This is a genomic window from Treponema berlinense (genome assembly GCF_900167025.1).
In the GTDB taxonomy this organism is placed as follows: Bacteria; Spirochaetota; Spirochaetia; order Treponematales; family Treponemataceae; genus Treponema_D; species Treponema_D berlinense.
The window spans coordinates 18,348-44,365 of record NZ_FUXC01000014.1 but is presented as its reverse complement, the minus strand read 5'-3'; the positions used below and the strand labels follow the sequence as shown (position 1 = coordinate 44,365).

Annotated in this window: 20 protein-coding genes; 13 read left to right on the top strand and 7 right to left on the bottom strand. The window is 41.8% G+C overall.

The window, feature by feature from the left end; translation table 11 throughout:
- Positions 1 to 34 precede the first annotated feature (34 nt).
- Positions 35 to 643: a YggT family protein gene (locus tag B5D47_RS10265; RefSeq protein WP_078931758.1), complete on the bottom strand. Its 609-nt coding sequence runs from the start codon at positions 641 to 643 to the stop codon at positions 35 to 37.
- Between the two features lie 315 nt (positions 644 to 958).
- Positions 959 to 4,672 carry a DNA polymerase III subunit alpha gene (gene dnaE, locus B5D47_RS10260; RefSeq protein ID WP_078931757.1) on the bottom strand — a complete coding sequence of 1,238 codons (3,714 nt, stop codon included), beginning with the start codon at positions 4,670 to 4,672 and terminating at the stop codon, positions 959 to 961.
- A 234-nt stretch (positions 4,673 to 4,906) separates the two neighbouring features.
- Between dnaE and B5D47_RS10255 the strand changes: the two genes are divergently transcribed.
- The 11 genes from B5D47_RS10255 to aroA all read left to right on the top strand — a co-directional run bounded on the left by B5D47_RS10255 (position 4,907) and on the right by aroA (position 19,229).
- On the top strand, positions 4,907 to 6,343 hold the full coding sequence (locus B5D47_RS10255) for an SH3 domain-containing protein (protein ID WP_078931756.1): 1,437 nt from the start codon (positions 4,907 to 4,909) through the stop codon (positions 6,341 to 6,343).
- Between the two features lie 13 nt (positions 6,344 to 6,356).
- A complete protein-coding gene (locus B5D47_RS10250; RefSeq protein WP_078931755.1) occupies positions 6,357 to 8,312 on the top strand; it encodes an ABC-F family ATP-binding cassette domain-containing protein in 1,956 nt (651 codons plus the stop codon).
- A gap of 115 nt (positions 8,313 to 8,427) precedes the next feature.
- Entirely contained in the window at positions 8,428 to 10,497 is a 2,070-nt protein-coding gene (locus tag B5D47_RS10245; RefSeq protein ID WP_078931754.1) for a methyl-accepting chemotaxis protein, read from the top strand.
- Positions 10,498 to 10,714: 217 nt separating this feature from the next.
- The gene (galE, locus tag B5D47_RS10240) at positions 10,715 to 11,698 is read left to right on the top strand and encodes a UDP-glucose 4-epimerase GalE (RefSeq protein ID WP_078931753.1); all 984 of its coding nucleotides are present in this window, start codon (positions 10,715 to 10,717) and stop codon (positions 11,696 to 11,698) included.
- Between the two features lie 495 nt (positions 11,699 to 12,193).
- Entirely contained in the window at positions 12,194 to 13,855 is a 1,662-nt protein-coding gene (locus tag B5D47_RS10230; protein ID WP_078931751.1) for a class I adenylate-forming enzyme family protein, read from the top strand.
- Between the two features lie 58 nt (positions 13,856 to 13,913).
- Positions 13,914 to 14,249, top strand: a complete 336-nt coding sequence (locus B5D47_RS10225; RefSeq protein WP_078931750.1) for a hypothetical protein — start codon at positions 13,914 to 13,916, stop codon at positions 14,247 to 14,249.
- Between the two features lie 20 nt (positions 14,250 to 14,269).
- Positions 14,270 to 14,854 (top strand): RNA polymerase sigma factor, encoded by a 585-nt coding sequence (locus B5D47_RS10220; RefSeq protein WP_078931749.1) that lies wholly within the window; start codon positions 14,270 to 14,272, stop codon positions 14,852 to 14,854.
- Positions 14,844 to 15,299 (top strand): hypothetical protein, encoded by a 456-nt coding sequence (locus B5D47_RS10215; protein WP_078931748.1) that lies wholly within the window; start codon positions 14,844 to 14,846, stop codon positions 15,297 to 15,299. The genes B5D47_RS10220 and B5D47_RS10215 overlap by 11 nt, the downstream gene beginning before the upstream one ends.
- 146 nt (positions 15,300 to 15,445) lie before the next feature.
- Complete coding sequence (locus tag B5D47_RS10210) at positions 15,446 to 16,687, top strand: M20 family metallo-hydrolase (RefSeq protein ID WP_078931747.1); 1,242 nt, start codon at positions 15,446 to 15,448, stop codon at positions 16,685 to 16,687.
- A 112-nt stretch (positions 16,688 to 16,799) separates the two neighbouring features.
- Positions 16,800 to 17,870 (top strand): MraY family glycosyltransferase, encoded by a 1,071-nt coding sequence (locus B5D47_RS10205; RefSeq protein ID WP_078931746.1) that lies wholly within the window; start codon positions 16,800 to 16,802, stop codon positions 17,868 to 17,870.
- Between the two features lie 3 nt (positions 17,871 to 17,873).
- Entirely contained in the window at positions 17,874 to 19,229 is a 1,356-nt protein-coding gene (gene aroA / locus B5D47_RS10200) for a 3-phosphoshikimate 1-carboxyvinyltransferase (RefSeq protein ID WP_078931745.1), read from the top strand.
- A 196-nt stretch (positions 19,230 to 19,425) separates the two neighbouring features.
- Here aroA and B5D47_RS10195 read toward each other — a convergent pair whose 3' ends face one another.
- A complete protein-coding gene (locus B5D47_RS10195) occupies positions 19,426 to 20,526 on the bottom strand; it encodes an aminotransferase class IV (protein ID WP_078931744.1) in 1,101 nt (366 codons plus the stop codon).
- A 350-nt stretch (positions 20,527 to 20,876) separates the two neighbouring features.
- Between B5D47_RS10195 and ychF the strand changes: the two genes are divergently transcribed.
- Complete coding sequence (gene ychF, locus B5D47_RS10190) at positions 20,877 to 22,007, top strand: redox-regulated ATPase YchF (RefSeq protein WP_078931743.1); 1,131 nt, start codon at positions 20,877 to 20,879, stop codon at positions 22,005 to 22,007.
- 79 nt (positions 22,008 to 22,086) lie between these two features.
- Positions 22,087 to 23,466 (top strand): MATE family efflux transporter, encoded by a 1,380-nt coding sequence (locus B5D47_RS10185; RefSeq protein ID WP_078931742.1) that lies wholly within the window; start codon positions 22,087 to 22,089, stop codon positions 23,464 to 23,466.
- Positions 23,467 to 23,485: 19 nt separating this feature from the next.
- On the opposite strand, the gene B5D47_RS10180 is transcribed toward B5D47_RS10185, so the two are convergent.
- The 4 genes from B5D47_RS10180 to B5D47_RS10165 all read right to left on the bottom strand — a co-directional run bounded on the left by B5D47_RS10180 (position 23,486) and on the right by B5D47_RS10165 (position 25,999).
- Positions 23,486 to 23,785, bottom strand: a complete 300-nt coding sequence (locus B5D47_RS10180; RefSeq protein WP_078931741.1) for a type II toxin-antitoxin system YafQ family toxin — start codon at positions 23,783 to 23,785, stop codon at positions 23,486 to 23,488.
- The gene (locus B5D47_RS11320) at positions 23,782 to 24,054 is read right to left on the bottom strand and encodes a type II toxin-antitoxin system RelB/DinJ family antitoxin (protein ID WP_143592689.1); all 273 of its coding nucleotides are present in this window, start codon (positions 24,052 to 24,054) and stop codon (positions 23,782 to 23,784) included. Before B5D47_RS11320 ends, B5D47_RS10180 begins: the two co-directional genes overlap by 4 nt.
- A 341-nt stretch (positions 24,055 to 24,395) precedes the next feature.
- The gene (locus B5D47_RS10170; protein ID WP_078931739.1) at positions 24,396 to 25,094 is read right to left on the bottom strand and encodes a DUF5680 domain-containing protein; all 699 of its coding nucleotides are present in this window, start codon (positions 25,092 to 25,094) and stop codon (positions 24,396 to 24,398) included.
- 272 nt (positions 25,095 to 25,366) lie between these two features.
- A complete protein-coding gene (locus B5D47_RS10165; RefSeq protein ID WP_078931738.1) occupies positions 25,367 to 25,999 on the bottom strand; it encodes a GyrI-like domain-containing protein in 633 nt (210 codons plus the stop codon).
- Positions 26,000 to 26,018 lie beyond the last annotated feature (19 nt).

The following is a 26,018-nucleotide window of genomic DNA, read 5'->3' as shown; positions in this document are numbered from 1 at the left end:
TTGCTACCGTTTATCCGCAGATTTTTAGGACATTTTAAAAAGGAAGATGTACGAGAAGGTTGCAGACTATTGAAACTAAAAAATCTGCAAGTTTTACCGTAATCAGTGAAAATACAGTTGAAATTATAAGCGCCGTCGTAAAAGGAATGAATTTTTTTGTGAAAATTCCTGAGATTTTGTAGGCGAATGGCGAAATCAAGCTGTCGAGCTGATCCCAAATCGGGCTGTAAGCGCGGTAACCGTTTTTGCGGGAAATAAGGCGCATGATTCCCATTGCGACAAGGCGAATTATTAAAAGCACGATTAAAAATTTTGTGACTGAGGAGATTAGCGACCAGACAAGGCTAAGTACGACTGCCAGAAGATATCCGACTGTTATTGGCTGTCCGTGCGAAAGGCTTGAAAGAATACCGGAAACGGCATAAAGGGCACAGAGCGCAAGTGCCGGACTAAAGTCAAGTCCGCGGAAATTTAAAAAGCGAAGCTTTCTGAATATGTTGAGATAAGGGTCGCAGACAGAAGATAAAATTCTTCCAGCCGTTGAATAATTTGCCTTTGGAAACCAGGTTAAAAAAATTCTGATTAAACAGATAAAAGAATAAAAATTAACAGTCATAGCAATAATTTGAAAAATATTTCTCATTTTATCTCCCGTAAAAAGTCAATTCTAAAACTTCAGTTTTAGAATTGACTTTTTAAGTTGTTTCGCAACGAAGTGAGAAACAACAGATGATAAGAAAGTTTGCAACGCAAACTTGTAAAGATAAAAACAGACGCCATTTTCGGCTGTTTTTATCTTATTTTCCTCCAAAAATGCCACGGATGGCGAAATAAAAGCACGCAAGTGCTTTGTGTCAAAAAAAATACAGGAAGTATTTTTTTGACACTACCTCCAAAAATGTCCAACTTTTGGGGTTCAGTTCAACACCCGACGGCGTAAGCCGGGACGCCCGAATTTTTAGAAAAGCCACGCGTCTTTTACGAACGACATTGATTTTACTTTTTCCAAAAATTCGTTTGTGCCCGGGGCGGAAAGTTGTGTGTTTGCTTTTATTGTATAAGAACTTTCGCCTGCATTTATATGAAAATATACTGAACAACTGCCAGAATTTCCAAATAAAAACTCTTTTAAACTGAAAATTTGCTGTTCTTCCTTAAATCCGTCGTCAAGCTGAATGTGGATTTCCTGGATTGCACGGTTTTTGAGCATTTCGGGGTCTTCGATGGCTTCGATTATAAACGACGGTTCTTCCCGGTCTGGACTTGTATCGAGCCGTCCGCGGAATGCATAGACTTTGTCGTTTTCGATTTTTTTAGACAGCTGTTCCCAGGTTTTTGGAAAAAATGTTAAATCGATTGTGCCTGTATAATCCTGCAATTTTGCAAATGCCATTGTTGTTTGTTTTTTTGTGACGATTGGGCGCAGTTCTGTAATCATTCCAATCGCAACGTATTCTTTTTCGGTGTTTTTTAGTTGCCAAGGTTTTGCACCGGATTCGATCGCTGCTGCGTGCTGGCTTTTTGCGGCCTTTGACTCGCGGGTTATATTCTGTGAGTTGAGTGTCGCTTTTTCGCAGGCTTTTTGGTAGTCGTCGAGCGGATGTCCAGAAACGTAACAGCCAATGAGTTCTTTTTCCATATTCAATTTTTCCATTTTTGTTGAATCTGGAATTACTTCAAATTTGTAGTCGGCAAATTCTTTTTCGCCTGTGTTCTCAAAAAGGCTGATTTGTCCGTCGCTTCCGCCGGAAACTTTTTTTTCGGTATATGTCCAGGCAGGGTCGAGGTTTGCAATGAGGGTTGGACGGTTTTGGTCGAGGTTGTCGAATCCGCCGCATTTTATTAAAACTTCGACAGCTTTTTTGTTTATGGCAAGTTTTTCGCCTTTTTTCTGACCGGTTTCTTCGTCGACAATGTCTTCTTTTACGGTTATCATTCGTTCAAGAAAGTCCATGAAGTTTTTGAACGGGCCGTTCTGGGTGCGTTCTTTTACGATTGCATTTGCGGCTGAGTTTCCCATGCCTTTTATTCCGCGGAATCCAAAGACAATGTGTCCGTCTACAACGTCGAAATTTGAGTCTGAGCGGTTTACGTCTGGCGGATCAACTTGAAGTCCCATTCTTCGCGCTTCTGCAATGTAAACAGGAAGTCCGTCTGTCGAGGTAATTTCGTTTGTAAGGTTTGCAGCCATAAATTCTGCCGGACAATTTGCCTTTAGCCAGCCTGTCCTGTATGCGAGAACTGAATATGCCGCTGCATGAGATTTGTTAAAACCGTAGCCTGCGAACGGAACCATTATGTCGAAAATTTCGTCGGCGTGTTCTTTTGTAAAACCCTGTTTTATTGCGCCTTCTTCAAATTCAACTTTTTTGCTCATCATAACTTCAGGTTTCTTTTTTCCCATGGCACGACGGAGCATATCTGCGCCGCCGAGAGAGAATCCCGCAATTCTCTGCGAAACCTGCATAATTTGTTCCTGGTAAACCATAACGCCGTAGGTTTCTTTCAAAATCGGCTCAAGACAAGGGTCGGGATAGTGAATCGTCTCCGGCTTCCATTTTCCGTCGATGTAGTTTGGAATAAACTGCAGCGGACCTGGACGGTAGAGCGCGTTTAACGCTACAAGGTCTTCGATTTTTTCTGGCTGGAACTGGCGCAGAATTTTTTGCATTCCCGGAGATTCAAACTGGAATACTGCGACTGAGTCGCCGCGTTTAAAAAGGTCGAAGGTTTTTTTGTCTGTTTCGCTTACTTCTGCACAGATAAATTTTTTTTCGCCGCTTTTTTTGTGCTTGTTGATGATGTCCTCTGCGTATCGAATTAGTGAAAGTGTTTTGAGTCCAAGGTAGTCGAACTTTACAAGTCCGCAAGGCTCAATAATGTCCATTGTGTATTGAACGCCGACTTCGCCCGTTTTTGAATCTTTAAAAACCGGTGCCCAGTTTGGAAGCGCGGTCAAGCCGATTACCATGCCCGAAGCGTGCAGACCCGTGTTTCGTTTGCAGCCTTCGAGTTTTAGCGCGAGGTCGAAGAGTTTTTCGTAGCGAGGATCGTGGCGGAATTCTGCAAGTTGTCCTCCGTCCGGAAATTTTTCGTTCGGCGGGTCAAAGCAGTTTTTGAGTTTTGTCTTTAGGTTTTCGGATACCTTCGACTTAAGCATGTTTACCTCTGCAAGAGGAATTCCAAGCGTGCGTCCAACATCGGCAATGCAGTTTTTCGGCTTTAAGGTTCCAAAAGTAACAATGTGTCCGACCTGCGGATCGCCGTACAAATCGCGTGTGTGCTGTATTATATCCTGTCTGTAGTCGAAATCCATATCAACGTCAAAATCCGGCATGGAAACGCGTTCAGGATTCAAAAATCGTTCAAAAATCAGCTTAAAACGGAAAGGGTCAATGTCCGTAATTCCAAGCGAATAGGCAACAAGAGAGCCTGCGCCCGAACCTCGTCCCGGTCCAATCGGAATATACGGTTTTGCGCAGTTGTTTACGTTGTCCCAGGTTGATTTTGACCAGTTGATAAATTCCCATACGATTAAGAAGTAGCCGGAAAAGCCCATCTTAAAAATGATTCCAAGCTCGTATTCGGCACGCTGTCGGATTGTCGGCGTAATTTTCGGATAGCGTTTTCTCAATCCTTCTTCGACGAGATGACGCATGTAATCGTCCTGATTTTTTGTGTATTCGTCGCCATGTGTCTGGAATTCTTTCGGAAGTTCAAATCGCGGAAGACATTCTTTTAATTCCTGCGTTTTGTACTGCTTAATCGTCAAATTGCACATATTCGCAATTTTTACTGTATTTTCGTAGGCGTCCGGACAGTCTGGAAAAAGCTGGCGCATTTCCTGTTCTGTCTTAAAATACCATTCGTGTTTTTCCGCGCCCATTGTCTGGTGCGGTTCGTTCATATTCTTTTTAAAGCCAATGCATCGCAGACAGTCCTGGGCTTCCCAGTCTTCTTTTTCGATATAGTGAATATCATTTGTAACAACGAGCGGAATATCGAGTTTTCGCGCCATTGCGATCAGCATTTTATTGACAGTTTTTTGGTCTTCAAGACCGTGGTCCTGCAATTCAATGTAGTAATGGTCAGGTCCAAAGAGATTTTTGTATTTTAAGGCGAGTTCTTCAGCTTCGCTTTCCCGGCCGGCAAGAAGCAGCTGCGGCAATTCTCCGGCAATGCAGGCAGAACAGCAGATTAAACCTTCGTGGTATTTTTCCAAAAGTTCAAAGTCGATTCTCGGTTTTCCGTAATAAAGTCCTTCCTGATAAGCAATCGACGAAAGCCAGCTCAAATTTTCGTAGCCTTTCTGGTTTTTGCACAAAAGAATCAGGTGAAAATAATGGGCCTGCCGGTCTCCGTCCTCTCCTTTGTGCGAATAAGGAACATCGTTTTTTTCGAGGTGGCTTCCGTATGCAACGTAAAATTCTTCGCCGACAATCGGATTTATGCCGTTTACGTGGCAGAGTTTTTCAAAATTGAGCGCACCGAACATATTTCCGTGGTCAGTCAGCGCAAGTGCCGGCATATTAAGGCGTTTTGCCTTTGCAACAAGGTCATCAAGTTTTGCACAGCTGTCCAAAAGCGAGTAATCCGAGTGAACGTGCAGGTGAACAAAATTCGCCGGTGGAGTTCCTTCCGGGGCTGCCTCAAAAACGTGATAATCTGCCATAATTCCTCCCAAAAACAGAGCTCAACCGGAACAAAAAATTCCAGCGTTTTAGAAATGCTTCGATTTTATCATTTTTTTCGTAATTTGGGCACTACCCGCTTACGCGGGTCGCTACGTTCCAGGTTCCGCTTACGCTACATTTCCAAATAAATTTGGAAACGCTTCGCGCCTTGCACATCGCTAGTGCAGGGCAGGGCTTTAAATTCAAAAAAAATTGTGGGATAATTCAACACTATGAATAAAAAAATCGTATTTTTATTGTCGGGACTTTTAAGTTTAATTCTTTTTACTGGTTGTGGAAAACTCGGCTATTCACTTGTTCTTTGGAATAATCCGGAAGTTGGAGTTCACGAAGGGCAGATTGTAAAAGTTTATGTAAAATCAAATATTTCCCATTCTTATATTATTATGGGACTTGAAAATACACACAAAGTCGAAATTCCTCTCTGGCAGATTTCCGAGCCTCAGAGCAAGTCTAAAACCGAAAAACTTGCTGCCCGCTATTCGAACTACGAACACACTTACGCAAACGTAAAACTCGACGGACTTCCGATTCGCTCTGGAACAGAAAACGGCTCAAAACAGGTTTACCGTCTTCGCAAAAACGAAGTAATCCGTGTTTTATATCAGGGAAAAGGCGTAAAACCTACGAACGGTCATGGAGAACTTCCTGGCGAATGGCTCCGCGTTTTAACCGAAACTGGAACTGAAGGCTGGTGCTATTCATACAATCTCAATCTTTTTGAACGCACAGAAAACCAGATTGCTGTAAAAACCGAAGTTGTAGAAGAAAAAATCGACGAAGAAATCACAGCCGCTTTCTCAAAAAAATGGTATCCGGAAGAATATAAATCAATGCTTTCGAGCGGACGTCTGGATTTGTCAAAAATGGACGAAAGTTTTGGATTTGATTTTGGACAGGTTGAATGGAAGTATCCGGAAAAATCACCGGAAGAAACTTCGGATTTACCTTTGGACGAAAATCCGGACGAACAGATTGAAGTGGAACTTCCGGAAAAAATTCCTGTTCCAAAAGTTGCAAAAGAAGGCGAAACTTTAACTTTTACGGCAACCCTGCGCACAGAAAACCTCGACAAAAGATGGACTTATACAAAAATCAAAAAGAACGAGGACGGAGCTTATCAGCTCGATGACCACGGAATCTACATCACTTTGATCGGAAAAAATTCGCTTACCGTTCAATATATGGACACGGACGGAAAACTTAAAAGCGAGAATTTTGTTGCGCTTTCTCAAAATATTCAGGCCGCAATCGAAACAGAAATCGAAAGGCGGAATCTTGAAATCAAGAGTTTTGTGGACGAAGGACCTGTTTATCACAGTTCAAACTACGGAACAATTATTTTTAGCGAAGACAATACTGCTGTCTGGAACAATTTTAAACTGCTTGTTCCAGGCGTAATTTCGAACCGCGCGCACGGAAATATAAAAGTTTCTGTCAAATACTATTTGAGCAATCAGTTAAAGAAAGAATTTGACGGAATTTTGACATTCTCGTTTGAAGGAATGGACGAAGATGTAAGTTTCTTCTATAAAAAAGATCCAGAAGGCTTGCGTCTTGAAGATGCAAAAAAAGCGACAGCCCGCGGAAATCTTGTTACAGCACGCGGTTCTTCTCCGCTTGTTATGTACTTTAGCAAAAATCACTAATTTGGAAAAATAAATGGCATTTGTTCAGTTTTCTCAGGTTTCCCTTGCGTTTGGAGACCGTGATATTTTAAAAAATGTTTCTGTAAACTTGCAGGCAGGCTCAAAAGTCGCCCTTACCGGAGCAAACGGAAGCGGAAAATCTACGCTCATAAAGGTTATGGCAGGTCTTGTTCAGCCAGACGGCGGACAGCGGGTTGCGCAAAAAGACGCCAGAATTGCATATCTTCCTCAGAGCGGACTTACTCACCACGGCTGTTCTTTGCGAGAAGAGGCGGACAAGGCTTTTGGCTTTGGATATGAACTTCAGGCCGAAATGGAAAAAATCGGCGACAAACTAAAAAACGGCGAAGGAAACGAAAAACTCCTTTTGGAACGGCACGATGCTATTTTGACCGAGCTTGAGGAAAGCGGCTGGAATCGCCGTCAGGTCATGGCGGAGCAGGTTTTGGCAGGTCTTGGTTTTAGCCGCGAGGACTTAGACAAAAATTGTGAAGAATTTTCCGGCGGATGGCAGATGCGCATTGCGCTTGGAAAAGCTTTGATGGTAAATCCAGATATTCTTCTTTTGGACGAACCTACAAACTATCTTGATATTGAAGCCCGTGGCTGGCTGGAAAAATTCTTAGACAACTACAAAGGCGGATTTTTGCTTGTAAGCCACGACCGTTATTTTTTGGATCATACCGTAAACGAGGTTTATGAACTTTTTAACGGTGAATTAAAGCGTTATCCCGGAAATTACACTCACTACGAAAAAGTCCGCGAAATCGAACTCGAAACTTTAATTCGCGAATACGAAAAGCAGCAGGCAGAAATTGCACATCTTCAGGAATTTATAAATCGTTTTGGCGTTCAGGCAACAAAGGCGGCTCAGGCTCAGGAACGCCAGAAAATGCTCGATAAAATTCTCGAAAAACAGATTGTAATTCCTGAAAGCCTGAAAAAAATTCATTTTAAATTTCCGCCGGCTCCACATTCTGGACGGCTGGTTGCAACTCTTTCAAAAATTACAAAATCTTACGACGGAGAGCACAACGTTCTTCAGAATTTGGATTTGGTTCTCGAAAACGGCGAGCGTTTGGTTGTTGCCGGACATAACGGCGCTGGAAAATCAACTCTCTTGCGGATAATTGCCGGAGCAGATTCTGATTTTTCTGGCGAAGTAAAACTTGGAAGCGGAGTAAAAATCGGATATTTTAGCCAGGACAATGCCGAAACTCTAAAAGGCAGCGCATCTGTTCTGGAAACTGTCGAAAGCGAAGCTCCTCTGGAACTTATTCCAAAAATTCGCGATATGCTCGGTGCTTTTTTGTTCCGTGGAGATGATGTCCATAAAAGTCTTGATGTTCTTTCCGGTGGCGAAAAAGCGCGCGTCGCACTTTTAAAACTTCTGCTTCGTCCTGTAAATTTTTTGATTTTGGACGAACCTACAAACCACTTGGACATGCATTCAAAAGATGTTCTTCTCGATGCGCTGAAAGATTTTGGCGGAACTGTTATCTTTGTAAGCCATGACCGCGGATTTATCGAAAATTTAAGTACCCGTGTTCTTGAATTAAAGCCGGGACAGTTCAGGTTGTTTCCTGGCGATTACAAATATTATATGGAGCGTCTTGAACGCGAAGCCAACGGCGAATTTTCTCAAAACGATGAATTAAAATCGGCTGCTCAGCCGGAAAAAAATTCTCAAAAAGAAGAAAAAACAGAAACAAAGCGTTCGTGGGAAGAACAAAAAAAACTTGAATCGGAAAGGCGCCGTGCAGAAAAAAACGTAAAAAACCTTGAAGAACAGATTTTAAAGCTTGAAGAAGAAAAATCTTCTCAGGAAGCGCAAATGGCAAAGCCGGAAGTCTATTCAAACGGTGAAAAAGCAAAAGCCGTCCAGAAAAAAATCGACGAGCTGGCGGAAAAACTCGAAGAACTTAACCTTCAGTGGATGGAAGCCGCCGAAGCCCTCGAAAAATTTTAATTTTTTTGCGAAGAAGGTTTATAAAAAACAAACTGAAGACAAAAAAACATAAAAAAATCTGACAAAATTTTTTTTATGGCTTAAAATATTTTATAGTCTAAAAAGGGAGTTTTTTATGAAAAAGCGTTGTTCTTCAGTTTTTAAATATTTGTTTTTTTGTTTGCTTGCGGTTTTTGCCGTTTTTTTTGTTGTTGCTGGAACAAGATTTGTTTTCTTTTCAAAAACAGAGTCAACTTTAATACAGGTTGCCAGAATCAAAGAACTGGAGTTTTCTTCCAATCTTGACGGTCAGCTTTTGCTTGCGACTCAAATGGCAAAATCTCCTTTGATTTCTGCTTATATGGAAAATCCTTCTGACCGGGAACTTTCTGAACGCGCTGCCGAAGAAATTCATTCTTATCAGGAAATGTTCAAGGGGAAAAATTCATTTTCTATTTCTGACAAAGACTTGCTTTATTATTCCAACGGCAAGGTTCTTTACACTCTTGATAAATCTGACCCTGCAAATTCATGGTTTCCGACTTGCCTTGAATTAAAAGACGACTACACTTTTATCGTAAGTTACGACATTGCGCTAAAAAAATCCATGCTTTGGGTTGACGCGATTGTGCGCGACGGTCTGGGCAATGGAATTGGTCTTGTTGGAACTGGAGTTGATCTTTCTGATTTTGTCGATATGATGTATCAAAATCTCGGACACAATTATCAGATGTTTTTTTACAACAAAAACGGAGAAATTACAGGTGCCGCCGATACAAAACTTTTGGAAAACAAGGCGAAAATTTCAGAAACGGTTCCTGCGCTTGAACAAAAATATATGTTTTCGACAGACGAGCTTTTTTTTAAGAGCCGGAGCGGAGCGTTTGTTGTATCGCCGATTCCGTCGGTTGACTGGCAAATGGTGCTTTTTGTTCCGTACAATTTAAAAACTGCGCTGCCATGCGCGGCTTTTCCGGTTGCGATTGTCTTGATTTTTGTGCTTGCGCTTTGGGGATTGATGACGGCAAGACACTTTTTGCTGCCATTGAGCGCACTGAACAAGGCTGTTGGAGATTTTGCCTCGAGCGATGCTGATTTGACAAAAAGACTTCATTCAAGCGAATCCGGCGCAAAATCCAAATTGATTTTGGATATAGAAAACGGATTTAATGCTTTTATCGGAAAACTTCAGCAAATGGTTTTAAACCTCAAGAATTCTAAAGATGAACTTAGTTGTGCTCTCGAAACTCTGCGTGCTTCAATCCAGGGAATTGTAAAATCGATTGAGGAAATCAACCGTCATATTGGAGCAGTAGAGGCTTCGATAAACGAACAGGGCTCGAGTGTAGATGAAACTTCGGAAACTGTTGCTCAAATTTCTTCAAAAATAAGTTCTCTCGGAAAGATGATTTTGCAGCAGAACGAAGGCGTGACAAATGCCGGTTCTTGTATTTCGCAGATGATTGAAAATATCGATTCTGTAAATGATTCTGTTTCAAATCTTTCTCAGTCTTTTGTAAATCTTGAGGCAAATGCCGGAAAAGGACTTGAAAAACACAAGCAGATGAATTCAAAAATCGCAGAAATTCAGACGCAGTCTGGAAAACTTTTGGATGCAAACAAAATAATTTCGTCGATTGCGAGCCAGACAAACCTTTTGGCAATGAATGCGGCAATCGAAGCGGCGCATGCGGGCGAGGCTGGAAAAGGTTTTTCTGTTGTTTCCGATGAAATCAGAAAACTTTCGGAAACTTCTTCCGGACAGTCAAAGGTTATTGGAGAGCAGTTGCGTGCGATTGGAGATTTGATTTCGGAAATTGTTTTTGTTTCCGGCGATTCTGAAAATGCGTTTAATTCGGTTTTTGAAAATATTCATAAGACTGATGGATTTGTAAAATCGATAAATTCGACTATGGAAGTGCAGAAACAAGGCTCGAGCCAGATTAGCGAAACCTTGGCTTTGTTAAAAGAAAGTTCCGATTCTGTAAAGAATGCGTCTGCCGAAACCGAGGAAAACAACCGCACTATCTTGTCAGAAACAAAAACTTTGCAGGAAAGCGCTGCAAAAATGCGCCGGCTTGTGAGCGAAATGGCCGGTTTTGCAAGCTCGATAACTTTGGAAGCCGAAAAACTGAACGGACTTTCGGACGGAGTTGGCTCTTCTCTCGAAAAAATCAATGAGGAAGTTGAGCTTTTTAAGGTTTAGTTTTTTGTTAAAAAACTTTTCTGGACTTGCTAGCGTTCTTTTTTGGTTTTATACTGTTTTTTGAAAATTTGCGGTAGCGCTGGTAGCCCCGAAGTTGTTTTTGGGCGGCGGTTGAGATTTTGTCGAAACTGCCGTCAAAAAACAATGAAGCGTAAGCGGAAGGGCGGACATAGCGACGGCGAAAGCCGGACCGCCGAAAAAAATTACGGAGACAAAAATGAAAGTTTTGGTTATTGGCGGAGCCGGTTATATTGGTTCGCACGTTGTAAAACAGTTGATGAAGAATGGGCACAAGGTTACGGTTTTTGATAACCTTTCTTCGGGATTGAGGCAGAATCTTTTTAAGGAAAATGATTTTATTTACGGAAATATTCTGATTGAGCGCGATCTGGATAAGGCTTTTGAGCAGGGATTTGACGCTTTTATTCATCTTGCTGCTTTTAAGGCTGCCGGCGAGTCTATGGTTGAACCGGAAAAATATTCAATTAACAACCTGAACGGAACTATCAATATTTTGAATTCGGCAGTAAAGCACAACTGCAAGTATATGGTTTTTTCTTCGAGCGCGGCGGTTTTTGGAGAGCCAAAGTATCTTCCGATTGATGAAGCTCATCCGAAAAATCCAGAAAACTACTACGGTTTTACAAAATTAAATATTGAAGAAATTATGGCGTGGTATGACAAGCTTCGCGGTTTGAAATTTGCGGCTCTTCGTTATTTTAACGCTGCGGGTTACGATCCTGAAGGTTTTCCATGCGGACTTGAACAGAATCCTGCCAATCTTTTGCCGGTTATTATGGAAACTGCCTGCGGAATGCGTTCAAAAATGAAGGTTTTTGGTTCTGACTACGACACGCGCGACGGAACTTGTATCCGCGATTATGTCCACGTAACGGATTTGGCGGTAGCCCACGTAAAAGCACTCGATTATATTTCTAAAAACAACGAAAGCCTGATTTGTAATCTTGGAAGCGAAACTGGTGTTTCTGTAAAAGAAATGCTCGAAGAAGCAAGAAAAATCACCGGAAAAGAAATTCCTGCTGACTTTGTAGAGCGCCGTCCTGGAGATCCGGCAGAACTAGTTGCAACTTCCGCTTACGCAAGAGAAAAACTTGGCTGGAAACCTGAATATTCCGACGTTCACACATTGCTGGATTCAACCTGGAAAGCATATCTGGCAAACGGAAAGTTAAAAAAATAAAAAGCAAGCGAAGCAAAAACGTCTTGGAGCAAAGTGACAGCACGGATTGTGGGAAGAATTTTTTTTGCAGCGGCTTAAAAATTAAAAATCTAGTTGAAAAACAGAGCGGAAAATGGTTGAAGCCGCGGAGAAAAAGCAAGCGAAGCAAAACCGTCTTGGAGCAAAGTGACAGCACGGATTATGGGCAGAGTTTTTTTTGCAGCGGCTTAAAAGTTAAAAATCTAGTTGAAAAACAGAGCGGAAAATGGTTGAAGCCGCGAAAAAAAAGCAAGCGAAGCAAAACCGTCTTGGAGCAAAGCGACAACACGGTTTTTGCGAAGTGCTTTTTTGTAGCGGCTTCAACACTTTTAAGAAAATGATTTTTTTAGAGAGAATTTTTTAGAAGATTTTTTTTTAATTTTTAACAAACCCCGCAACTTTTTTCTCTTTTTTGTGTCTATTTAAAAGGAACGCATTTATGTGCGAAATTTATGATTTATAAGGACGCAAAATTCAATGGCAACAACCTATGATGATTCAATGTTCCGGGACACTTTTGAACACGAATATACTTGGCTTAACGGCTTTATGCGGAATGTCCGCAGATTTTCTAAAAGACCGGCAATAATTGATCCTGATACAGACCGCAGCTGGAATTATAAACAGCTTAATATTGAAGCAAACCGCCTTGCAAATGCCTTAAAAAAATTAGGAATAAAAAAAGACGATGTTGTTATGGGCGCTCTCCGGAATTCTCCGGAATTTGCCTTTATGTACACAGGTCCCCGAAAAATAGGGGCAATTTTTCTTGCCGCAAATTTTAACCTCGCAAGTGGCGAAATGGCGCTTTTGATAAACCATAATAAGCCAAAAGTTGTAGTTTATTCTGCGAATGTTGCAAAAATGATGGAAGAAGCTGCGGCAATCTGCCTTTGGAAACCAAGCCTTTTTATTATGGCTGACAATATTGAAGGCGTTGATTTGCCAAAAGGGCATATTTTGTACGAAGATTTTGTAGAAAACTCTAGTGTTGATGAACCAAAAATTGATTTTAGGCCGCATATTTACGACGAAGTTTTGCGCCTTTGTACGAGCGGAACGACAAGCCTTCCAAAATTTGTTCCCGTAAACGATATTAACGAAGTTCTTTCTGCGCACGATGTAATTATGCATTATCCGATGAATCCTCATGACGTTACTTTGAATATGACTCCGTGGTTTCATAGAGGAGGTTGTCATTCTGGAGGTGTATGTCCTGTTCTTTACGCTGGGGCCGCTGCTGTAATAATGCGTTCATTTAGGCCTCAGACTTCGTTGGACTGGTGTTCAAAATACAAGATTACTTTTATGATGGGCGCTCCTGCAAATCTCGAAATGCTTACCCGTGCTCAGGAAAAAAGTCCGCGTGATATTTCCAGTTTGCGTGGAATCGTAACAATGGGTGCTCCTTTGAGCCGCACCGACTGCATTCGCTTTAGAACAGTTCTGACAGAAAATATTTTTAACGGTTATGGAACTACAGAAACTTTCTGGAATTCATTTTTGCGTCCGTACAATCTTCCTGACGGAGCAGGTTCTGTTGGCGGAAGCTGCACAGACGACGAAGTTAGGGTTGTCCGCCTGCCTGCTGACGGGTCAAAAGCCGAACCTGACGATTTGGTGCCTACAGACAGCGAAACAGAAGGCGAAATCATAATTCATTCACCGGCAAAATCAACTTATTCTTATTACCGCAATGACGAAATGACAAAAGAAAAGTTTTACAAGGGCTGGATGTATACAGGCGACACTGGCATTTGGAACGAAGATTGGGTTGTGACGGTAAAAGGACGCAAAGACGATATGATAGTTGTTTCTGGCGAGAATATTTATCCGGCACAAATTGAAGAAGCTATTATGGAAAACGAAAAGGTAAAAGACTGCATTGTAACATCTGTTCCTGACAAGGTGCGCGGACAGTCAGTCTGTGCCTATGTTATTGCAGATGATCCTTCGCTTACTGTAAAAGAGTTGAATGAATTTTGCGCAGAAAGTAAAATGCTTAGTAAATACAAAAGACCGCGTTATTTTGCAATTGTAGAAAAAATTCCTCTTACGGCGACTGGAAAAAAACAGCATTCAAAAATAAAGGCTCAGGCCAAAAAAGATTTGGAAGATGGAATTCTCGTGCGTGTATAAGATGGCATGATATTCGTGGCTCGCCGCTAACGCGGTGTTTTTATAAGGAGGCATAAAAATGGAAGAAAAAATTATAAGCAGTGCGGCTCAGGTTATTATTGCAATTACTCCGATTGTTGGAATTGCGATTGGCGGTGTGGTTGTGTTTTTTTCGCTGCTCTGGCATCATTTGGAAGTGCGCAGACAGATTTTGAGCGGAACTTACAAACGCGAAAAATTTAATTTAAAAGCGTATTCACTTTTAATCGGCCTTTTGCTGACCGGAATTGGTTTTATGCTGACTGTGGTTTTTGCTTTGCTCGGCGGAATTTCTATATCTCTGCTTGGCGGTTTGATTCCTTTTTCGATTGGAATTTGCGCAATAATTTTTTATAGGGTGAATGACTGGGAATAAATTAAAAAACAGTCATATTCATGGCAGGAAAAACTCTTAACGGCATTGAAAGATTACTCATAAACAAGCGTGATGAATTTTTAATAAAAGAAACCTTGAACGGAAACGAAAAGGCTTTTCAGACGCTTATAAAACTGTATAAAAAAAGGGTTGTTGCGCTTGGAATGAGTTTTTTTAGAAATCCTGATGATACAGACGACTTTGTGCAGGAAGTTTTTGTTAAGGTTTATATGAACCTTTCAAAATTTAACTACAGATCGAGTTTTGCCACTTGGATTACAAAAATTGCATATAATTCGGCTGTAAATTCTGTTACGCGCCGGCAGGAATATGTTCCGCTTGCAAACGAAGATATGTTGCAGTCAAAAGCCCTTGGTCCGGAAGAAGAAGAAATCCGGAAAACCACGCTTGATACGATTAGAGAATGTGTTTTGTCTTTGCCGGAAAATTACGGCAGGTGCGTGGAAATGTATTTTTTTCATGGCTTAAAATATGAGGAAATTTCTGAAATTACGGGATTTCCTGTAAATACAATAAAATCTTACATATTCCGTTCAAAAAAACTTATGGCGGACAATCTGCGAGGTGTAATTTATGAACAGTAAAAAATGTGAAAAAGTGATGAATTCGTTTTTTGAGCTCGACAAAGGCGAACGCCTGGAATTGCACGATTCTTTGCATTTGATTTTTTGTAAGGAATGCCGCACAAAAGTAAGGGTTCTTTCAAAAGCAGAAAAAATTGTCCAAATGCCGCTTTTACAGAAGTCGGAAATGCAGGATTCGCTCTTGAGCTCCGCGATAAAAAGCACAAATCCTTCCTGGATGGAAAATTTAAAGCCTGTTTCGATGGTAAGATGGGTTTTGAGCGGTTTTTTGATGATTTTGCTTTTTGTGCTTTCGGGCATTTTTCTTGAAAAAAGTCAGAATCCGGACTATTTAACCTGGTTTTACGTGATTGTCGGAGCGGTTGTAACGGCATATTGCGGGGCTTTTATGGCGATAAATATGGATTTTTTTATAAAAAAGATTGATACAAGTTCTCTTGCATAAAATGGCGCCGGATAGAAGAGGCCGCGGAAGCGGGTGCAGGGCACCGAAGGCGCGTTAGACGCCGTAGCCTCGGATAGCCGTTAGTGCAAAAGTTGCGCGCGGCAAAAACTAATGAAAAACTATTTTTTTTGTGCTAGGATATTTTTATGAATGAAAATTTTGAACTTTTAAAAGAAAATCTTGAAAAAACAAGACCGGAAATTATTGAATTGCAGACGCTTTTGTCGTCGATTCCGGCTATGGCTCCTGAAAGCGGTGGTGACGGCGAGTCGAAAAAATGTGCCTCCCTTAAAAATTGGCTTATTGGACGCGGTTTTAAAGAAAATCAGTTTAAACAGTTTGATGCTCCTGATTCGCGAGTTTCTTCTGGTGTTCGCCCGAACCTTATGCTTACGATTCCTGGAAAAAAAGAGCAGTCGATTTTTGTAATGGCTCACATGGACGTTGTTCCGCCGGGAAATCTTTCGTTGTGGCATTCTGATCCTTGGAAAGTTGTCTATGACGAAAAAAATGACAAAATTACCGGCCGTGGCGTTGAAGACAATCAGCAGGGGCTTGTGAGCGGAGTTCTTGCGGCTCTTGAGCTTATTAAAAACAACATTGTGCCTGAATATACCGTAAAATTGTTTTTTATGGCTGATGAAGAATTTGGTTCTGAATACGGAATGAAATTTCTTTTGAAAGAGCATCTCGACCTTTTTAAGAAAGATGATTTGATTTTGATTCCTGATGGCGGCGACCCGGAAGGAAAAACAATTGAAGTTGCAGAAAAAAATATTCTCTGGTTGCGTCTTCATACGATTGGTTTGCAAAGCCACGGTTCAATGCCTCAAAAAGGAAAAAATGCGCATCTTGCTGCCTGCGACCTTGCCTTGCGCTTAAATGACCTCGAAAACTTTTTTGATGCGGAGGATGAGCTATTTTCGCCTTCAAAATCGACATTCCAGCCGACAAAAAAAGAAACCAACGTTGATACGGTGAATATAATTCCGGGCGATGATGTTTTTTATATGGATTGCAGAATTTTGCCTTGCTATACTTTGGACGTGGTCCGGGCAGAAATTAAAAAGCGCGTTGCCGAAATTGAAGAAAAATACGGCGTAAAAGTTGAGATTAGCGAACCTCAAAAATCTCAGTCGCCGGCTACTCCTGTTAATGCTCCTGTTGTTGAAAAATTAAAGCAGGCGATTATGGACGCACATGGAAAAGAGGCTGTTCCAATTGGTATTGGAGGCGGAACTGTTGGCGCTGAATTGCGTAATTTGGGTTTTAACGCGGCAATCTGGTCTACGATTGATGAAGTTTGCCACCAGCCTGACGAGTACAGTTATTTGCACAACACGATTGCAGATGCTCAGACTCTCTGCGCCTTGTTTTTGCAGAAATAATTAAAAAAAATGCGGCTAAAAACGGCTAAAGCAAATAAAAATTTTGCAAAAAAAATCTGAATCAGTGTTAAATCTTGTAGAATTGGACCGTCTGCGGTAAAATAAGAGCACTATGCTTTATACTATTGGCGGTCTTTTGAACCGATATTTTGGGCCTGCGCGTCTTTTGCAGTCGTACACAGTCCTTATTGTTTTGTCACTTTATACAGGATTTTTGCTTGTTCGTTATTTGATGCCGCATTTTTATACTTATATGCCTCACGACCGTGGCCGCGAGTTTACAGTGAGTGCTGAAGCGGCAAAAGGCAAGCCGACTGGTGTCGGAGTGTTTTTTATTACGGTCTTTGTTTTGCTCAGCCTGATTTTTGTTCCAATGGACTGGTTTAAGGCATGTGCGCTTGGTTTGACCTGGCTTATGATGCTGACAGGTTTTCTTGATGATCGCAGCGTAACAAGTTGGGGCGAATACCGCAAGGCTGTTCTTGATTTGGTGATTTCCGTTGCTCTTTCTGTTTTAATGGCTGTTTATCTTATTCAGCAGAGTTCCGATGGAAAAATTTATTTTTGGCTTCCTTTTTTTACGCACAGAATTTTTGTCTATCCGTGGGTTTTTGTTCTTATTTCTACGGTTATGCTTTGGACTTCTGTAAACACAACTAACTGTACGGACGGAGTTGACGGACTTAGTTCAACTCTTGTTTTGATCGCACTTTTGACGCTCGGCGTAATTTTTTATTTTATCCTCGGACACAAAGACATTGCAGCTTATCTTTTGGTTCCTCATTTTGCGCAGGGAGCGGGCTGGGCGGTTATGACGTTCTGTTTGGCTGGCGTTTTGATGGGCTATCTTTGGCATAATGCTTTTCCGAGCAAGTGTCTTATGGGAGATGCCGGAAGCCGCGCCTTAGGTTTTTACATTGGAATTTGCGTAATGCTCAGCGGAAACCCGTTCATGATTTTTGCAACTTCGACAATTATTTTTATAAACGGCGGAATGGGATTGATGAAAGTCTTTTTGAAAAGATTCTTTCATATCAGTATTTTTTCAAAAATTCGATTTCCTTTGCACGACCACATGCGCGTAAACCACGGCTGGTCGCCGACTCAGGTTTTGATCAAATTTATGATGCTTCAGCTTTTGATTACGCTTGCCGTTGTCGGAATTATATTTAAGGTCAGATAACAAATGAATATTAGAGCTTCAAAACATAATCTTTCTGGAAAAATTACAGTTCCAGGTTCAAAATCTCATACAATTCGTGCTCTTATTCTTGCGACACTTGCAGACGGAGAATCTGTAATTAGAAATCCACTTCCAAGCGCAGACTGTCTTTCTACGGCGGCAGCAGTTCCTTTGATTGGTTCAAGTGTTGAATTAAATCTTTCGGAAGAGGGTGAGCCAGGAACTCGCTGGCTTGTAAAAGGTGCTGGAAAAAACATCCATCTTCCGGTCGATATTGTGAATGTGGGAAATTCCGGCTCGCTTTTGTATTTTTTATCGCCAATTGCCGCAACTTTTGAAGGAATTAGTATTTTTACTGGCGATGAGTCAATCCGAAAAAGGCCAGTAGCTCACGTTGCCGATGCCTTGAATCAACTTGGAGCAAGGGCGGAAATGGCAATTCCCGGTCACAACGGCTGTCCGCTTGTTGTAAAAGGTCCGGTTCGTCCCGGTGTTGTAAAGACTGAAGGCGAAGTTTCCAGCCAGTATATCTCTGGTCTTATGATGGCTGGAATTTTAATGAACGGAAAACTTTCTTTGGAACTTTCCAATCCAAAAGAAACTCCATATCTTACAATGACGCAAAAATGGCTTGAAAAAGTTGGCGTTCCGTGTTCAATTTCTGATGATTTTAAAAAGATTGAAATAAATGGACCAAAAAACTTAAAGGCTTTTGACGTTACGATTCCGAGCGACTGGGAAGGTGTTGCTTTCCCGTTGATTGCGGCTCTTATGACCGATTCTAAAATTACAATCGAAAATGTTGATTCGAGCGGAACTCAGGGCGATGATGCGATTGTTGAAATTTTAAAATCAATCGGAGCGGATATTGAATGGGATAAAGAGCAGAATACTTTGACAGTCTGTGGCGGAAAATACGCAAAAAACGGACATGGAAAACTTTCGACAAAATCCCTTCCAAACGGCGAACTTCATGTAAATATGAATTCGTTTCCGGATGCCGTTTGTGCCCTTGCCGCGATTGCAACAAAAGTCGAAGGAACAGTTGTTCTTGAAGATGCGGCTGTTTGCCGCCGAAAAGAAACCGACCGCCTAAAAGTTTTGAATATTGAACTTTCAAAACTGGGGGCAAATATCGAGGAAAAAGAGGATTCTCTTATAATTCACGGTGGAGCAGAATTACACGGCGAAACAGTTGAAAGCTATAAAGACCACAGAATGGCAATGTCTTTGGCCTGTCTTGCGCTCGCTCTTCCTGCCGGAGAAAAAATGACGATAAAGGACGCAGAGTGTTGTTCTGTAAGTTTTCCGCACTTTTTTGAATTGATGAATAATCTTGGCGCAGGATTTTTAAATTGATGCGTTAAGGATTGAAGCGGTGCCGGAGGCAAACAAATGCGAAGCATTTGGTCGGAGGCGAAAGCCGTAGCCGCGCAAAGCCTGACCGGTTGCCTGCAACCGGGAACGCCCTTTTATATTTGAATAAAAAAATGGCTGTCAGAAAGCGAATGTTTTTTTCTGACAGCCATTTTTATTTTAAAAACGAAAAATCAAACTATTTGTTTCCTGGAATTACAACTGTGTTCCAGTGGTTTGGATCTTCGAGCGAGCCGTACTGGCGGCCTTTTAATTCGTGCTGGAGTTCTTTTGCAACTGGTCCAAAGCCTTCGCCGAATACTGTTTTTTTGCCGTTCAAATCTGTGATTGATGACATCGGGCTGATTCCGGCAGCTGTTCCTGTTACGAAACATTCAACGGCCTTTTTCTGGACTTCTTTTACGGAAACAGGGCGTTCTTCTACTTTGTAGCCTTTTTCTTTTGCAAGGGCGATTACTGATTTTCGTGTGATTCCTGGCAAAATTGTGTCGCCGAGTTCAGGTGTAACGATTGTCTTGTCTTTGAGAACAAAGAAAATGTTGCAGCTTGAGCCTTCCTGGAAGTATTTGTGATGAACTGCATCGAGGTAAACGCATTCAACAAAACCTGCCTGTTCGGCTTCTTTTTTTGCAAGTGCGGAAATTACGTAGTTTGAAGCGCACTTGATGTAGCCTGTTCCGTGTGGTGTTGCACGGATGCGGTTTGTGATAACTGCGCCGTCAAGACCTTTTTTGAAATATGCAGAAACTGTTGTTGCACAGATTACGACATATGGCTGTTTTGAACAGCCAACACCGATTGCGCCTTCAGAATTCATAAACGGACGCATGTAGATTGAATCTGCGTCTGCATAGTCGGTTTTTTCCCAGTCAGGATTGTATTTTGGAACATAGCCGAGGGCTGCGTTGCGTTTTACAAATTCGACAGATGCCTTTACATACTGATCTACTGGAAAAGCCGGGCAGTAAAGACCTTTCATGGAATTGTTAAAGCGTTTTCCGTTTTCTTCTGGACGGAAAATTGCAACTCCGCCGTCTTTTGTTGGAAAGCCTTTCATTCCTTCAAAACAGCTGTATGCGTACTGAGAAGTGTAAGAAACAGAAGGAAGTCCCATCTGATTGCGTTTGTCCAAAACTGCTTTGCGGTCAGCTTCCGACATTGCCATCAATTCGTCATAAGTTACTTTGTCGCTTTCGAGCCATTCTTCGTCCCATTTTTCTGTTTCAGGATTGTAGCGCGCAATGTAAGTAACTGGATAAAGGTTTAAAGCAAATGCCATTTATTTTTCCTCCACCAGGTGCGATAAAAATCGTATCTGTAAATGTTTTCTTATAAGAATATTACTTTTTTAATTATATGTAAATAAATTAAGGCGCGCTAAAGTTTTTATTTAAATTTTATTGATTGACGCTTTGTTATATTAAAAAACGTGCTCCGAAGTTTTTTGCAAGTTTTGATGATTTTATGCCGAGGTTTATATGTTTTTTTTGCGCAGTTGTGCATTTTTTAAAATAAGAGTAAGATTTAGACGGTTTTTTTGAGCGAAAACTTGTTTTTTTGAAGTTGTTTTGAATTGTTTTTTGGAACAGCTCTATTTTGCTCTCAATTAAAATTTAAGGAAACATAAAAATGAAATTAACTTGTGGAATTGTCGGTCTTCCAAATGTCGGAAAATCTACTATTTTTTCTGCTCTTACACGTGCTCCTGCAGAAGCAGCAAATTATCCTTTTTGTACAATCGAACCGAATCACGGCGTTGTTGAACTTCCGGACGCGCGTCTGGATTTTATGGCCGGCGTTTTTCAGCCAAAAAAGAAAATTCCTGCGACTGTTGAATTTGTAGATATTGCCGGACTTATTAAAGGCGCTTCAAATGGTGAAGGTCTTGGAAACCAGTTCCTTGCAAATATCCGCGAAACTTCGGTAATTGCGCATGTTGTCCGCTGTTTTGACGATCCTGATATTCAGCATGTTCGCGAAGATGCAAAAACTGACGCTCCGATTGATCCTGAGAGCGATATTCTTACTATTAATTATGAACTTTGTCAGGCGGATATAGACACAATTACAAAACGCGAAGACAAGGTTACACGTCAGATTCGCGCAATGGGTAAGGCGGAAGAAAAAAAGTTTGCTGGCTATCGCAGTGCCGTAGATAAAATTTTGCCTTTGCTGCAGGAAGGAAAATGCGCACGTCAGGCAGATTTGACAGATGATGAGCTTGAAGGAATTTATGATCTTCATCTTCTTACAATAAAACCTCAGCTTTTTGTCTGCAATATTGATGAAGATACGATTGCAGAAGGCACAAATAAATATGTTGAAGCTGTAAAAAAAGTTGCCGCTGAAGAAAAGAGCGAAGTAATCGTAATCTGCGGAAAATTTGAAAGCGACCTTGTAGATATTGATACTCCGGAAGATAGAAAGGAATTTATGGACAGCGTTGGATTGAAGGAATCTGGCCTTACAGTTCTTGCGCGTGCAGCTTATCATTTAATGGGACTCCGTACATTCTTTACCGGTGGTGCGGATGAATGCCGTGCCTGGACAATTCATAACGGAGATAAAGCTCCTCAGGCGGCTGGCGTAATTCACACGGATTTTGAAAAAGGCTTTATTAAAGCAGAAGTTTATTCTATAGAAGACCTTAAAAAATACGGTTCAGAAGCGGAAATAAAATCTGCCGGGAAATACCGCCAGGAAGGAAAAGATTATGTCGTTCAGGACGGCGATGTAATGTTCTTTAAATTTAACGTATAACAAAATATCATTATAAAACATAGAAAAATCCCGGGCTTTGTTCGGGATTTTTTTGTATGCTTGGGGATAGATTTTTTTTATGCAATCTTCTTTAAAAAATAAAAATAGAGATTCTGCTCTGGGAACGGACGGAATTTCGCGTCTTATGCTTAGGCTTGCGCTTCCTTCGGTGCTTGCTTACCTGATTAACGTTCTTTACAACATTGTTGACCGAATTTATATTGGTCATATTTCTTCTGAAGGAGCAGATTCTTCGCTTGCTCTGACTGGGCTTGGAATTTGCCTTCCGATAATTCAGCTTGTTTCTGCTTTTAGTGCTTTTGCTGGAACAGGAGGCGCGCCTCTTGCCGCGATTGAACTTGGAAAAAGTGAGCTTGACCCTTCTGCCAGAAAAACTGCCCAGAAAATTTTAGGAAATGCGGCTTTTATGCTGGTTATTTTTTCTGTTGTGCTGACTTCGTTTTTTCTGGTTTTAAAAACGCCTGTTTTGACCTTTTTTGGGGCGAGTGAAAAAACTTTGCCTTTTGCGGACAGTTATCTTTCGGTTTATCTTTTGGGAACGATTTGTGTCCAGTTCTCGGTCGGCTTAAATCCGTTTATAACTTGCCAGGGACACGCAAAAACTGCAATGATTTCGATTTTAATTGGTGCAGTTTTGAATATTATTCTTGATCCGATTTTTATTTTTGCGCTCGGAATGGGCGTTAAAGGCGCTGCTTTTGCTACGATTATTTCGCAATGTGTGAGCGCGGTTTGGATTGTGTCGTTTTTGTGTTCCAAAAAATCTGAAATTCGTCTGACTTTTGCTATTTTAAGACCGAGATTTGCGATTATAAAAAAAATCAGTTCGCTCGGAGCGTCTCCTTTTGTAATGCAGGCTACGGAAAGTGCGATTTTTGTCGTTTTTAATTCGGGCTTGCAGCGTTATGGCGGCGATATTTACGTCGGAGCGATGACGATTATGCAGAGCGTGATGCAGATTATTTTTATTCCGACCCAGGGGTTTGCAAACGGTGTGCAGCCGATAATTTCGTACAACTTTGGCGCAAAAAAATTTGAGCGTGTAAAAGAAGTTATCCGCAAAATGCTTTTTGTGAACGGAATTATTACGGTTTGTCTTGTTTTGAGTGCAAGTGTTTTTCCGACCAGATTTGCTTCTCTTTTTACTTCGAGCGGAGAAATTTTACAGATTGAGCAAAAACTTCTTCCAGTTTATATCGCAGGGCTTTGGCTTATGTGGATTCAGAATTCTGCGCAAACAACTTTTGTTGGTATCGGAAATGCGAAGGTGTCGGTTTTTATTGCCTGTTTAAGAAAAATAATTCTTTTGATTCCGTTGGCTCTTGTTTTGCCAAAATTTTTTGGTGTTGAAGGAATATTTTTTGCTGAGCCGATTGCGACAACATGTTCTGCGCTTACGAGCACTGTGCTTTTGATAAGGGCATATAGGAAGATGTGAAGTTATAAGGTTTAAAATTTTACAGACTGAATAAATCTGAGTGGGTTCCAGTATCAAGAAGTTCAAGAATTAAAATGTCGTTGAAAATTCTGTAAATGAGCAGCAAGTCAGGAAGAATATGACATTCCCGGTTTCCTTTTAGATTTCCTGTAAGTTCGTGGTCGCGGAAGCGTTCGGGGAGCTTTTCGCCTTTTGCAAGAAGTTCGATAGTATTTTTCAGTTTTTCGGAATCTTTTTCGCTTCGTTTTTTTACGAGTTTAGCGTGTTTTATAAACCGTTTTGTGGCTCTTGTTTTGAATTTGTAAGGATTTTCACTCATATGCCGATTTCATCCCAAAGTTCTTGTAAATTATTATATGTTTTTGCATTCGGGTCTTTCATGAGCTGGTCGGCTTCTTCTACGGCAAGTTCAATTTCGCTCTTGCGTTTTGTGCGCTGCGGCTTGAACGGAAATCCGTTGTCCCTTACAGACTGCCGCAAAAACATATTTATCGCGCTTGAAAGAGAAAGTCCTAAGTCGTTGTAAAGTTCCGTCGCCTGTTCCTTGAGATTTTTGTCTACTCTTATATTCATTGCTACTGTATTCATGTCTACAATATATGTTAAAAAGTTGCATTTGTAAAGAAAATGATTGCAAATTTTCGTTTTTTTATGCGTTAGGGATAGTAGCACCTGCGAAGCAGTTCCGAAACGAAGTGAAGGAATGAGCCGCGAAGACGGCGAAGTGTGGATATGAACTTCGCTCACGCTCTAAGTCCTCGCCGTGCAAATCGCACGGCTGCGGTCTTTGGCTTCGGTTGTTAAAACAACCTTCGCCAGTGCTCCATGCCCTAAGCTTTAGCTTAGGACGTGCGCGTGAGCGCACACGTAAAATAAAAGAGTTTTCGAAGAAAACTTTAAGCATGCCGTCAGGTATGCAAAGCCCTAAGCTATCGCACGAATCCGCCGTGAAAAACACACTCATACACCTTATTTTCTCCGTGAAAAATCGCCTCGCTTCCGCTGAACCATTCAAAGCCGCCGCAAACCTTGCAGATGTATGTTCTGTCTCCGTCACGGAAAAATTCCGGCCCGCGGAAAGGCAGCTTAGGCTCAACCGCATGGAGCGCGCTTTTCAGAAAGTCGCCTGAAAATGAATCGTCAAGCACACGCCCGCAGTAGTTCATTGCCCAGAACGGAATTCCGTTCTTCCACAGAGCCTCCTCGCCGCTGAAATTCTTTCCGCCTAAGTACGTGTCGTAATACTCAAGCCTGCCAAAATCTGCGCCCAAGTCCTCCGAATAAAAAAGGTCGTGCGAATTCTTTCGGCACGGCTGAATCTCGCTTCCTTTTCCAGCGTAGGTGACGCGCTTTGCCCGGCAAAGAAATTCTCTTATTTCTGCGGAATCAGAAAAAGCCGTTCCGCCCATCATTTCAGTTTCCGCCGTTCCGCAACCGTCCTTCACCATAAAATCCACCGAAACACCGAACAGAGCTGAAATCCGCACAAGGTTTGCGATGTCGGGCACGGATTCCGCCGCCTCCCACTTGGACACTGCCTGCCGCGAAACGTCCAGCCGCTCCGAAAGTTCCTCCTGCGACAGAGAATTCCTCTTTCTCAAATACGCGATTTTTTCCGCCAAAGACATATCCGCACCTCCCAGACATAGCTAAAAAATTCCTGACTGCACGAGCCAGTTCAAAAATTGTAACCTAGAATTTTCCGAAAATCCACCAGCCGAACCTTGCACAAACGGCAACCGCAAGTTTCTGTAAGAGATTGCTGACCGAGTTTGCTGCGCAAACGTCGAAGGTCAGTCAAGCCAGGCAATGACAAAAAAATCAAGCAAGGGAATGACACGGAATTTGTGTCGGGTCATTGGAATGACATAGGAGCACTACGGGCAATGACCGTCAATTCCTACTTCTTCCTGACCGGATGCCTGATTACTGTCTTCAGTTTGTCCGCGGCGGTTTTTCTCGGGTCGGAAAGATAGATTTCGTGGTGAAGGCGTTTTCCGTCAAAGTCGTTTTCGTAGCCGTTCTGTGCCAAAAAAGAATCCATCAGCGCGATTGTCGCAGGCTCGCCGTCGTAGCTTCCTGTGTGCATGACCTGAACGCAAATCCCCTCTTCAACCGTAAGATATTCCGCATCCGAGCAGTCAAGCTTTTTCTTGCGGACCGCAGTTTCCACCGCCCAGTCAAAATTTTTCTTCGTGATAAAATCCGGCAGTCGGATTGCGGAAATCCAGTTGAAATCCTCTTTCCGCGAATAGTCCACGCCGCACCTTCCGTCCTGCCACCAGAAGCCTTCGAGCGGAGGCACGACATATTCAAAAAATCCGTCGATTTTGTAGTCAGTCTTGTAGCTCATTTTGAGCGTGTATGCCACAGCGTATAAAATGCCGATTGCCTTTTTGTACGCGCCGCCTTCCTCGTTCGGGTCCCCCTTGCCGCGGACCGCAACATAATTTATGCGCGGAACATTCACGATTTCCGGCCTGCACTTCGGCAGATAAAATTCCTTGTATTCCTTTTTGAAGTCAAAAGCCATTTTCCTTGTATTATCCCCT